Annotated in this window: 5 protein-coding genes and 1 pseudogene; 2 read left to right on the top strand and 4 right to left on the bottom strand. The window is 68.3% G+C overall.

All coding sequences use genetic code 11. The features are described from left to right. Positions 1-62 precede the first annotated feature (62 nt). Genes opmB through muxA form a run of 4 tightly spaced genes read right to left on the bottom strand, consistent with a single transcriptional unit; the run spans position 63 to position 9,074 of the window. Positions 63-1,562, bottom strand: coding sequence for a multidrug efflux RND transporter outer membrane subunit OpmB (opmB, locus tag B7D75_RS12550; protein WP_053813837.1), 1,500 nt, complete (start codon positions 1,560-1,562; stop codon positions 63-65). After that, positions 1,559-4,669: a multidrug efflux RND transporter permease subunit MuxC gene (muxC, locus tag B7D75_RS12545; RefSeq protein WP_012075540.1), complete on the bottom strand. Its 3,111-nt coding sequence runs from the start codon at positions 4,667-4,669 to the stop codon at positions 1,559-1,561. The genes opmB and muxC overlap by 4 nt, the downstream gene beginning before the upstream one ends. Next, the gene (gene muxB / locus B7D75_RS12540) at positions 4,666-7,797 is read right to left on the bottom strand and encodes a multidrug efflux RND transporter permease subunit MuxB (RefSeq protein WP_034080434.1); all 3,132 of its coding nucleotides are present in this window, start codon (positions 7,795-7,797) and stop codon (positions 4,666-4,668) included. Before muxB ends, muxC begins: the two co-directional genes overlap by 4 nt. Further along, positions 7,794-9,074, bottom strand: coding sequence for a multidrug efflux RND transporter periplasmic adaptor subunit MuxA (gene muxA, locus B7D75_RS12535; protein ID WP_033999182.1), 1,281 nt, complete (start codon positions 9,072-9,074; stop codon positions 7,794-7,796). The genes muxB and muxA overlap by 4 nt, the downstream gene beginning before the upstream one ends. Positions 9,075-9,326: 252 nt before the next feature. Here muxA and B7D75_RS12530 point away from each other — a divergent pair. After that, positions 9,327-10,761: pseudogene (locus B7D75_RS12530) on the top strand (TldD/PmbA family protein). Then, a complete protein-coding gene (locus B7D75_RS12525; protein ID WP_107114057.1) occupies positions 10,761-12,086 on the top strand; it encodes a TldD/PmbA family protein in 1,326 nt (441 codons plus the stop codon). Before B7D75_RS12530 ends, B7D75_RS12525 begins: the two are co-directional and overlap by 1 nt. Positions 12,087-12,206 lie beyond the last annotated feature (120 nt).

Below are 12,206 nucleotides of genomic sequence, written 5' to 3'. Positions count from 1 at the left end.
GTGTGTCATGCAAGCGCAATGGCTGGGAAAGGCATTCGTCAGGAACAGGCAGCGAGAATAACTCAGGGCGAAGGCGGCAGGCCCTCCTCGACCCGGCCGAGCCGCTCGTCGGTCCGCTCGATGTCGGTGCTGTCCCAGCCACCACCCATCGCCGCGATCAGTTGCACGCTGGCGGTCAGGCGGCTGCCGAGCAGGGTCAGCACGCTGCGCTCGTTGCTCAGCGCGGTGGCCTGGTTGGTGACCACGTCGGTGTAGTCGACGGTGCCGGCCTTGTACTGGTTCTCGGCCAGGCGCAACGCCTCGCGGGCCGACTCCAGCGCCTCGCGCTGCACGCCGCTCTCCTCGTCGAGCACGCTCAGTTGCACCAGGTAGTCCTCGACCTCGCGGAAACCATCGAGCACGGTCTGCCGGTAGGTCGCCACGGTCTGGTCGTAGGTCGCCTCGGCCTGGTCCACCTGGGAGCCGATCAGGCCACCGTCGAACAGGGTCATGGCGAACTGCGGGCCGATCGACCAGAAGCGGTTCGGCGTGCTGATCCAGTTGCTCAGGCTGCCGCTGCGGTAGCCGCCGGCGGCGCTCAGGGTGAGGTCGGGGAAATAGGCGGCCTTGGCCACGCCGATCTGCGCGTTGGCGGAAATCACCTTGCGTTCCGCCGAGGCGATGTCCGGCCGTCGTTCGAGCAATTGCGACGGCACCATCGCCGGCAGCTCCGGCAGCTTCGGCACGCCGGCCACCGGCGGCAGGTTGAACTGCGCCGGCGGCAGGCCGACCAGCACGGCGATGGCATGTTCCAGCTGGGCACGCTGGTACTTCAGGTCGATGGCCTGGGCCTGGGTGCTTTTCAGCTGGGTGCGGGCCTGGGCCACGTCGGCCCTGGTGACGATGCCGGCGCGGTATTTGTTCTCGGCCACCTTCAGCGAACGCTCGTAGCCCGCGACGGTGGCGTTGAGCAGGCGGATCTGCTCGTCCATCACCCGCAGTTGCAGGTAATTCTGCGCCAGTTGCGACTGCTGGCTGAGGCGCACCGCGGCGAGGTCGGCGGCGCTGGCATGCAGGCTCGCCTGGTTGGCTTCCAGTTGCCGGCGCAGCTTGCCCCAGAGATCGACCTCCCAGCTGACGCCGAGGCTGGTCGAATAACTGTTGCTGATGGCGCCAGAGCCACCGCCGCTGCTCACCGTCGAACCATCGGGCAGGCGCACGGTGCTGTCGCCGCCGCCCTGGCCGCTGCGGGTCTTGCCCACGTTGCCGGTGATCGACGGGAAGAACGCGGCCCGCGCGCCGCGCACCAGCGCCTCGGCCTGGCGGAACTGCGCCACCGACTGGGCCAGGGTCTGGTTGGAACGTTCCAGGTGCATCTGCAGGTCGTTCAGGGTCTGGTCGCCGTACAGCTCCCACCAGGCGCCGCGCTGGAACACGTCGCGCGGCTCGGCGCGGCGCCAGCCTTCGGCTTCCTTGAATTCGGCGGGCACCGCCAGGTCCGGTCGCTGGTAGTCGGGGCCGATGGCGCAGCCGCCGAGGGCGGCGACCAGGGCCAGGGCGAGCAGCGAGGGGGTGTGTTTCATAGGGGTGTCTCCAGCGCACCGTCCGTGCGTACGCCGCGTTTCTGGTTGACCCAGTGGCGCAGGCGGTCGAGATAGAGGTAGACCACCGGGGTGGTGTACAGGGTCAGCAACTGGCTGCCGATCAGCCCGCCGACGATGGTGATGCCCAGCGGCCGGCGCAGCGCGGCGTCGCCGCCGATGCCGAAGATCAGCGGCAAGGCGCCGAGCAAGGCGGCCAGGGTGGTCATCATGATCGGCCGGAAGCGCATCATGCAGGCCTCGAGGATCGCCTCGCGCGGGCTCAGGCCGTGGCTGCGCTCGGCCTCCAGGGCGAAGTCGATCATCATGATGGCGTTCTTCTTGACGATGCCGATCAGCAGGATGATGCCGATCAGCGCGATCAGGCTCAGCTCGCTGCGGCAGAGGATCAGCGCGAGCAGCGCGCCGACCCCGGCCGAAGGCAGGGTCGAGAGGATGGTCAGCGGGTGCACGTAGCTCTCGTAGAGGATGCCGAGGACGATGTACACCGCCAGCAGCGCCAGGAGGATCAGCCAGGGCATCTGGTTCTGGGTGTCCTGCACCGCGCCGGCGTTGCCCTCGAAGCTGGTCTGCACGTCCACCGGGATGTGCAGCGGCTCCAGGGCCTGCATGATGGCCTCGCGGGTCGGGCCGATCTGCGCGCCCGGCGCCAGGTTGAAGGACAGCGTGGTGGCGGCGAACTGGCCCTGGTGGTTGACCTCCAGCGGTGCCCGGCTCGGTTCGTAGTGGCTGAACGCGGACAGCGGCACGCGCTGGCCGTCGTTGCCGATCACCTGGACCTGGCGGAGGATTTCCGGGCTCTGCTGGTACTGCTGGTCGACCTCCATCACCACCCGGTACTGGTTCAGCGGGTTGAAGATGGTCGACACCTGGCGCTGGCCGAAGGAGTCGTTGAGCACCGCGTCGACCATCTCCACGTTGATCCCCAGGGTCGCCGCGCGGTCGCGGTCGATCACCAGGCGGGTCTGCACGCCCTTGTCCTGGGAATCGCTGTTGACGTCCACCAGCTGCGGCAGCTTGCGCATCGCCGCCTCGACCTTCGGCGCCCATTCGCGGAGCAGGGTCAGGTCGTCGCTGCGCAGGGTGAATTCGTACTGCGCGTTGCTGTCGCGGCCGCCCAGGCGCACGTCCTGGCCGGCGTTGAGATAGAGCGCCGCGCCGGGCACCTTGGCGATCCGCTCGCGCAGCCGGGTGAGGACCTTCTCCACCGGATCGCGTTCGCCGATCGGCTTGAGGGTGACGAAGAACGAACCGGTGTTGCTCGATTGCCAGCGGCCGCCGCCGATGAAGCCGACCACATTCTCTACCGCCGGGTCGGAAGAGAGGATCTTGCGGTACTCGCCCATCTTCGCACTCAACGCCTGGAACGAAATGCTCTGGTCGGCCACCGCGTAGCCACGCAGGCGCCCGGAGTCCTGCTGCGGGAGGAAGCCCTTGGGCACCACCACGAACAGCCAGAGGTTCATCGCGATGCAGGCCAGCATGATCACCACCATCAGCCGCGAGTGCTCCAGCGCCCAGCCCAGGCTGGCGCGGTAGCGCAGCATGAAGGCGCTGAAGAACCGGTCGCCGCGCCGCGCCAGGGAGGCGCCCTGCGGCCGCTTCAGCGGGCGCAGCAAGCGTGCGCAGAGCATCGGCGTGAGGGTCAGGGATACCACCAGGGACACCAGGATCGCCGCCGACAGGGTCACCGCGAACTCGCGGAACAGCCGTCCGGTGAGTCCACCCATCAGCAGCAGGGGGATGAACACCGCGACCAGCGAGAGCGTCATCGACAGCACGGTGAAACCGACCTGGCGGGCGCCGGTGATCGCCGCCTGGATCGGCGGGTCGCCCTCCTCGATGCGCCGGGCGATGTTCTCCACCACCACGATGGCGTCGTCCACCACGAAGCCGGTGGCGATGATCAGCGCCATCAGCGACAGATTGTTCAGGCTGAAGTCGCACAGGTACATGACCGCGAAGGTGCCGATCAGCGAGACCGGCACCGCCAGGCTGGGGATCAGCGTCGCGCGGCCGTTGCGCAGGAACAGGAAGACCACCAGGATCACCAGCGCCACCGAGATCAGCAGGGTCAGCTCGGCCTCCGCGAGCGAGGCGCGGATCGACGGGCTGCGGTCGTCCATCACGTTCAGCTTGACCTGCGGCCCGAGCAGTTCCTGCAACACCGGCAGTTGCGCGTGGATGGCGTCGGTGGCCTCGATGATGTTGGCGCCGGGCTGGCGGGTGACGATCAGCAGCACCGCCGGCAGGTCATCGGAGAAGCCGGCGTTGCGCACGTCCTCCACCGAGTCGCTGATCTTCGCCACGTCGCCCAGGCGCACCGCGGCGCCATTTTCGGCGTTGTAGTGGATGACCAGCGGCTGGTACTCGCGGGCCTTGCGCAACTGGTCATTGGCGTCCACCTGCCAGTGCTTGTCGTCCTTCTCGATGGCGCCCTTGGGTCCGTTGCTGTTGGCCGCGGCGATGGCCGTGCGCACGCTGTCCAGGGACAGCCCGTACTGGCTCATGGCATCCGGATTGAGGTCGACCCGCACCGCCGGCAGCGAGCTGCCGCCGATGCTCACCTGCCCTACCCCCCGCACCTGCGACAGCTTGGGCGCCAGCACGGTCGAGGCGAGGTCGTACATCTCGCCGCGGCTCTGGGTCTCCGAGGTCAGGGTGAGGACCATGATCGGCATGTCCGAGGGGTTGGCCTTGCGGTAGCTGGGATTGTTCGGCATGCCGCTGGGCAGCAGGCTCATCGCGCCATTGATCGCCGCCTGCACCTCGCGGGCGGCGCCGTCGATGTCCTTCTCCAGGTCGAACACCAGCACCACGGTGGTCGAGCCCAGCGAACTGCTGGAGGTCATCTCGCTGATTCCGGCGATCCGTCCCAGCGAGCGCTCCAGCGGGGTGGCCACCGACGAGGCCATGGTCTCCGGGCTGGCGCCCGGCAGGCTGGCGCTGACCACGATGGCCGGGAAATCGACGTTGGGCAGCGGCGCCACCGGCAGCAGGCCGAACGACAGGGTGCCGGCCAGCAGCAACGCCAGGGTCAGCAGCGTGGTGGCGACCGGGCGGCGGATGAAGGGCGTGGACAGGCTCATCGCCCGGCGTCCCCGTCGAGCCCGGCCTCGGTGTTCAGGTCCAGCCCGCGCTGCTTGCGCCAGGCCGCCCAGCGACGGGCCAGGCGGTCGAAGTAGAGATAGATCACCGGGGTGGTGAACAGGGTCAGGACCTGGCTCAGCAGCAGCCCGCCGACCATGGTGATGCCCAGCGGCTGGCGCAGCTCGGCGCCGGCGCCGCCGGCGAGCATCAGCGGCAGCGCGCCGAGCAGCGCGGCCATGGTGGTCATCAGGATCGGCCGGAAGCGCAGCAGGCAGGCCTGGTAGATCGCCTCATGGGGCGGCTTGCCTTCGTTGCGTTCGGCGTCTAGGGCGAAGTCGATCATCATGATCGCGTTCTTCTTGACGATGCCGATCAGCAGGATGATGCCGATGATCGCCACGATGCCGATCTCCTGCCCCGCCAGCATCAGCGCCAGCAGCGCGCCGACCCCGGCCGAAGGCAGGGTCGAGAGGATGGTCACCGGATGGATGAAGCTCTCGTAGAGGATGCCCAGGACGATGTACATGGTCACCACCGAGGCGAGGATCAGCAGCAGCGTATTCGACAGCGAAGCCTCGAAGGCCAGCGCCGCGCCACGGAAGCTGCCCTGCATGCTCAGCGGCAGCTCCAGGCTGGCCTCGACGCCACGGATCGCCTCGACCGCCTCGCCCAGGGAGTAACCCTTGGCCAGGTTGAACGACAGGGTCGCCGAGGGGAACTGGGCGATATGGTTGATCGCCAGCAGGGTATGCCGCTCCTCCACCTTCGCCAGGCTCGACAGGCGCACCTGGGTGCCGTCGCTGGACGGCACGTAGAGCTGCTCCAGGGCCTGCGGGCCGAGCTGGAACTGCGGCGCCACCTCGAGCACCACGCGGTACTGGGTGGCCTGGGTGAAGATGGTCGAGATCAGCCGCTGGCCGAAGGCGTTGTAGAGCACGCTGTCGATGTCGGAGAGCTTCACGCCGAGGCGCGAGGCGGTGTCGCGGTCGATGTTCAGGTAGGCCTGCAGGCCCTTGTCCTGCCAGTCGCTGGCGACATCGGCGAGCTGCGGCAACTCCTGCAGCCGCGCCACCAGCTTCGGCACCCACTCGGCGAGCACGTCCGGGTCGGCGTCCTGCAAGGTGAACTGGTACTGGGTGCGGGCGACCCGGTCCTCGATGGTCAGGTCCTGCACCGGCTGCATGTACAGCTTGATCCCGGCCAGGTGGTCGAGCTCGGGCTGCAGGCGCTGGATCACCTCGCTGGCGGTGACGTCGCGCTCGCTGTGCGGCTTGAGGTTGATCAGCAGGCGCCCGGTGTTTAGGGTCGGGTTGCTGCCGTCGACGCCGATGTAGGAAGACAGGCTGGCCACCGCCGGGTCCTTCAGCACCACCTCGGCAAGGGCGCGCTGGCGCTCGGACATGGCCTGGAAGGAAATCGACTGCGGCGCTTCGGCGATACCCTGGATCACCCCGGTGTCCTGCACCGGGAAGAAGCCCTTGGGCATGGCCAGGTAGAGCAGCGCGGTCAGCGCCAGGGTGGCGACGGCCACCAGCAGGGTCAGCGGCTGGTGCCGCAGGACCACCCGCAGGGCCTTGGCGTATTGTGCAATCAGGCCATCGATGACGCGTCCCGCGGCGCGCGCGAAGCGGCCCTGCCTGTCCTCGTCGACGTGGCGCAGCAGCTTGGCGCTGAGCATCGGCGTAAGGGTCAGGGAGACGAAGCCGGAAATCAGGATCGCCACCGCCAGGGTGATGGCGAACTCGCGGAACAGCCGCCCGGCGACGTCGCCCATGAACAGCAGCGGGATCAGCACGGCGATCAGCGAGAAGGTCAGCGAGATGATGGTGAAGCCGATCTGCTTCGAGCCCTTGAGCGCCGCGTCCAGCGGCGAGTCGCCCTGCTCCAGGTAGCGGGCGATGTTCTCCACCATGACGATCGCGTCGTCGACCACGAAGCCGGTGGCGATGGTCAGCGCCATCAGGGTCAGGTTGTTGATCGAGAAGCCGGACAGGTACATCACGCCGAAGGTGCCGATCAGCGACAGCGGCACGGCGAAGCTGGGAATCAGGGTGGCATAGACGTTGCGCAGGAACAGGAAGGTGACCATCACCACCAGCGCCACCGCCAGCGCCAGCTCGAACTGCACGTCCTTGACCGAGGCGCGGATGGTGGTGGTGCGGTCGGTCAGCACTTGCACGTCGAGGTTGCCCGGCAGGGTCGATTGCAGCTGCGGCAGCAGCGCCTTGATCCGGTCGACCACTTCGATCACGTTGGCCCCCGGCTGGCGCTGGATGTTCAGCACCACCGCCGGCAGGTTGTTGGCCCAGGCGGCCAGGCGCACGTTCTCGGCATCGTCCTCGACGCTGGCGACGTCGCGGATGCGCAGCGGCGAGCCGTTCTTGTAGGCGATGATCAGGTCGCGGTAGGCGTCGGCCGAGCGCAACTGGTCGTTGGCGTCCAGGGTCGAGGCACGGGTCGGGCCGTCGAAGCTGCCCTTGGGACCGTTGAGGTTGTTGCTGGTCACCGTGCTGCGCAGGTCCTCCAGGCTCAGCCCCGCCGCGGCCAGCGCCGTCGGGTTGGCGCGCACCCGCACCGCCGGGCGCTGGCCGCCGCTGATGCTGACCAGGCCGACCCCGGAGATCTGCGAGATCTTCTGCGCCAGGCGGGTATCCACCAGGTCCTGGATCTGCGGCAGCGGCATGCCGTCGGACATCACCGCCAGGGTCAGGATCGGCGCGTCCGCCGGGTTCACCTTGCTGAATACAGGCTGGTTCGGCAGGTCGTTGGGCAGCAGGCTCTGCGCGGCGTTGATCGCCGCCTGGACTTCCTGCTCGGCGACGTCGAGGTTGCTCTGCAGGCTGAACTGCAGGGTGATCACCGAGGCGCCGCCGGAACTGCTGGAAGACATCTCGTTGAGCCCCGGAATCTGCCCGAGCTGGTTCTCCAGCGGCGCGGTGATCGACGAGGTCATGATCTCCGGGCTGGCGCCGGGGTACAGGGTGACCACCTGGATGGTCGGGTAGTCCACTTCCGGCAACGCCGAGATCGGCAGGAAGCGGTAGGCGATCAGGCCCGAGAGCAGGATCGCCACCATCAGCAGGGTGGTCGCGACCGGCCGCAGGATGAACGGGCGGGACGGGTTCATTCAGCGCTCCCGCTGCCCACCGAGTCGCCCTGGAGGCCGCTGGGACGGCCGGTCTGCGGTTTCTGCGGCTCGCCCTCGAGGACCTGCGGGGAGGCTTCGGCGACACGCACTTCCATACCGTCGCGCAGGCGGTCGGTGCCTTCCACCACCACCTGTTCGCCGGCCTTCAGGCCGCTTTCCACCACCACCCGCTCGTTCTCGCTGGTGCCGATGGCGACGCTGCGCTGGCTGACCTTGCTGTCGGCGCCGACCACGTACACATAGATGCCGTTGGTGCCGCGCTGCACGGCGTTGGCCGGAATGGTCAGCACGCCCTTGAGGGTCTGCGCCAGCAGGCGCACGTTGACGAACTGGTTGGGGAACAGCTTGCCGTCGGCGTTCTCGAAGCGCGCCTTGAGCTTGACCGTGCCGGTGGTGGTGTCGATCTGGTTGTCCAGGGTGGCCAGCACGCCTTCGGCGAGGACCTTTTCCTGGTTGCGGTCCAGCGCGGTGACCGCCAGCTTGCCAGGACCGCTCATCTGCTCGACGACGGTGCCGATCTGCTGCTGCGGCAGGCTGAATACCACCGAGATCGGCTTGACCTGGGTGATCACCACCAGCGGCGTGGTGTCGCCGCTGGTGACCAGGTTGCCGATGTCCACCTGGCGCAGGCCGAGGCGCCCGGAAATCGGCGCGCGGACCTCGGTGAAGGCCAGGTTGAGACGGGCGTCGTCGACCTGGCCCTGGTTGGTGCGGATGGTGCCCTGCAACTGGCGGACCTGGGCTTCCTGGGTATCCAGGGTCTGCTTGGCGATCGAGTCCTCGGCGTACAGGCCCTTGTAGCGCTGCAGGTCGATCTCGGCGTTCTTCAACTGCGCCTGGTTCTGCATCAGCGTACCCTCGGCCTGGGCCAGCGCCGCCTTGTAGGTACGCGGGTCGACCACCGCCAGCAGGTCGCCGGCCTTGACCTCCTGGCCCTCCTGGAACAGTACCTTGACCAGCTCGCCATTGACCCGCGGCTTGACGTTCACCGTATTGAAGGCGGTGACGGTGCCCAGCGCATTGAAATGCAGGGCCAGGTCGCCCTGCTCGACCCTGGCCACGCCGACGGTGAGCGCATTGGCCTTGGGCAACGCGGCACCCGGCTTGCCGCCGCGACCGGGCCGCCCGTCGGAGGACGGCGCCGAGGCGGGTGCGGCCAGCCACATCACCAGGCCGATCACGGCGGCGAAGGCCAGGGCGGTGATCAGCCACGGGCGCAGGGTACGGAACTTGGATTTACCGGTGGTTGGAGTCATGGTTCTTCTTCAGGCTAGAACGGAGGCGCTTTTTCCAGGCTGCACGATAAGCATTGCGGGAGCCCAGGCAAAGCCTCTTTACCCGCTATTTACCCTTGCTTTACCGATAGTTAGATGTTTCCGGGGCATGCCCGGCAGCCTCGGCGCAGGGTGGCATCCGCCTATGACAACAAACGGCTTGCTCCGTTACGGGCAAAGGCTTGAAATAGACCGTTTCCCCATCCGCCCGCCAGTTTTCGCAGGGACGAGACGATGATCGATCATCTGAAACAGCGCTTTGCCTTCGCTCCGCAGCCGCGCCGGGTTCCATTCGCTGCGCTATGTGCAGCGTAGCGGCGAATACCTCGCGGTGCGCCGCAACGTCAGCGAGCCGCCGCACTTCCGCCAGGACCGTGGCGCCATGCTCTGCGTGCGGCTGGACGGCGTGGAGGCCTACGCCGCCACCAGCGACCTTTCCCTCGCCGGCCTGCAAGCCGCCCTGGAGCGTGCCGAACGGCAGGCCGAGCGGATCGCCCGGCACGCTCTGTTCGACGTGCGCGGGTTGGCGCCGGCGAGTGGCCGCTCGCACTACCGCTCACCGAACCAGGACGCGCCCTTCCCCTCCCTCGCCGAGTGCTACGAGCTGCTCGCCGAGGAGTCCGCCAGGGTGCCGCGCGACGAGCGCCTGGTGAACTGGAGCGTGTTCCTCGAAGTCAGCCGCCAGGAACAGCTGTACCTGAACAGCGCCGGCGCCGAGCACTACCACGAGCAGCGCTTCGTCTATCCCGGCGCCAGCGTCACCGCCTACGACGGCCACGACAGCCAGACCCGCAGCTTCGGCGGCCATCACGCCGGCCAGCAGGGCGGCGCCGAGGTGATCGATCGCCTCGGCCTGGTCGGCGCCGCGCCGCGCATCGCCGACGAGGCCCTGCAACTGCTGGCGGCGCCGAACACCCCGGATGGCCGCCGCGACCTGCTGCTGATGCCGGACCAGATGATCCTGCAGATCCACGAATCGATCGGCCACCCGCTGGAACTCGACCGCATCCTCGGCGACGAGCGCAACTATGCCGGCACCAGCTTCATCAAGGTCGAGGACTTCGGCCGCTACCAGTACGGTTCCAGCCTGCTCAACGTCAGCTTCGACCCGCAGATCCCCGAGGAACTGGCCAGCTATGGCCAGGACGACGACGGCAGCCCGGCGCGCAAGGAATTCCTGATCCGCGAGGGACGCCTGCTGCGCCCGCTCGGCGGCGCCCTGTCGCAGTTTCGCAGCGGCCTCGAAGGGGTCGCCAACAGCCGCGCCAGCAGCTGGAACCGCGCGCCCATCGACCGCATGGCCAACCTCAACCTGGAACCCGGCGACAGGAACCTCGCCCAACTGGTCGGCGGCATCGAGCGCGGGGTACTGATGTCCTACAACCGTTCCTGGTCGATCGACGACGCGCGCAACAAGTTCCAGTTCGGCTGCGAATGGGGCCGGCTGATCGAGGACGGCGAACTCAAGGGCGTGGTGAAGAACCCCAACTACCGGGGCATCTCCGCGCAATTCTGGCGCAACCTCTGCGCGGTGGGCGACGCCAGCACCTTCGAGGTGCTCGGCACGCCTTACTGCGGCAAGGGCGAGCCGAACCAGATGATCCGCGTCGGCCATGCCTCGCCGGCCTGCGTGTTCAGCGACGTGGACGTATTCGGAGGAGACACCTGATGCAACAGCGGCAGCATTTCGAGGCGCTCGCCGAGGACCTGCGCCGGCAGTTGGCCGAGGGCGAGGACTTCACCCTCTGGTACAGCGCCGAGGACTCCGAGTTCATCCGCTTCAACCGGGCGCGGGTACGCCAGGCCGGTCGGGTGCGCCAGGCCACCACGCTGCTCCGGCTGATCCGCGACGAGCGCCAGGCGAGCCTCGACCTGACCCTCTCCGGCATCCCGGAAGAAGACCGCCAGCGCCTGGGCGACGGTCTCCGGCAACTGCGCTGGAGCCTCGCCTGGATTCCCGCCGATCCCTACCTGCTGCTGGACACCACCCCCTGGCAGCGCCTCGACGAAAGCCTCGGCGAGCCTCCCGACAGCGGCGAGCTGCTGGCCGGGATCGAGCGCCAGGCGCGCGACCTCGACCTGGTCGGTATCTACGCCGCCGGGCCGCTGTTCCGCGGCTTCGCCAACTCCTGGGGGGCGTTCGGCTGGCATGCCGGCAGCAGCTTCAACTTCGACTGGAGCCTGTTCCACGCCAACGGCCAGGCGGTCAAGGCCGACTACGCCGGCCAGCGCTGGGATGGCGAACGCTTCGCCCGGCGCTTCGAGCAGGCGCGCGAACAGCTTGGCCACCTGGGCAAGCCGGTGCGCCAGCTGAAGCCCGGCGACTACCGCGCCTACCTGGCACCGGCGGCACTCGAGGAAGTCCTGCAGATGCTCTGCTGGGGCGGTTTCTCCGCGCGCGCCCTGGCCACCGGGGAAAGCCCGCTGCAACGCCTGCACAACGGCGATGCCCTGCTCAGCCCGCTGCTGAACCTCGGCGAGCGTCCGGCCGGCTCGCCGTCACCGGCGTTCAGCGCGGAAGGCTCGCCACGCGCCGACGTCGAGCTGATCGGCGGCGGCCGTCCGGGCGGCCGCCTGGTGAGTTCGCGCAGCGCCCGCGAGTACGGTCTGCAGGCCAATGGCGCCGACGCCGGCGAAGCGCCGAGCGCGCTGGACATGGCTGGCGGCAGCCTGGAGCAGGAACGCATTCTCGCCGCCCTGGACACCGGCCTGTACATCGGCAACCTGTGGTACCTGAACTACTCGGACATGCCCGCCGCGCGCCTGACCGGGCTGACCCGCTTCGCCACCTTCTGGGTGGAGAACGGCCAGATCCAGGCGCCGGTCAGCACCATGCGCTTCGATGACAGCCTGTACAGCTTCCTCGGCGCGCACCTGGAAGATCTCAGCCATGAGCGCGAGCTGCGCCTGTCGAACAGCACCTACGGCGAACGCCACACCGACTCCATGCACCTGCCGGGCGCGCTGACCGGGCGCTTCACCCTCACCCTCTGAGAACAGGCCTGGCCCCCGGCGGTTCTACGCCGGGGCGTCCCGCCTCCCGGCGCCATCATCAAGCCACCCTAAACGGAGCGGTTCCCTCCTCGTCCTCCTCTCTGGTGAGACACGCCCGAG

The sequence above is a fragment of the Pseudomonas paraeruginosa genome, from assembly GCF_003025345.2.
Lineage (GTDB): Bacteria > Pseudomonadota > Gammaproteobacteria > Pseudomonadales > Pseudomonadaceae > Pseudomonas > Pseudomonas paraeruginosa.
The sequence above is the reverse complement of the archived record's forward strand: the minus strand, read 5'-3'. Positions and strand labels throughout refer to the sequence as shown.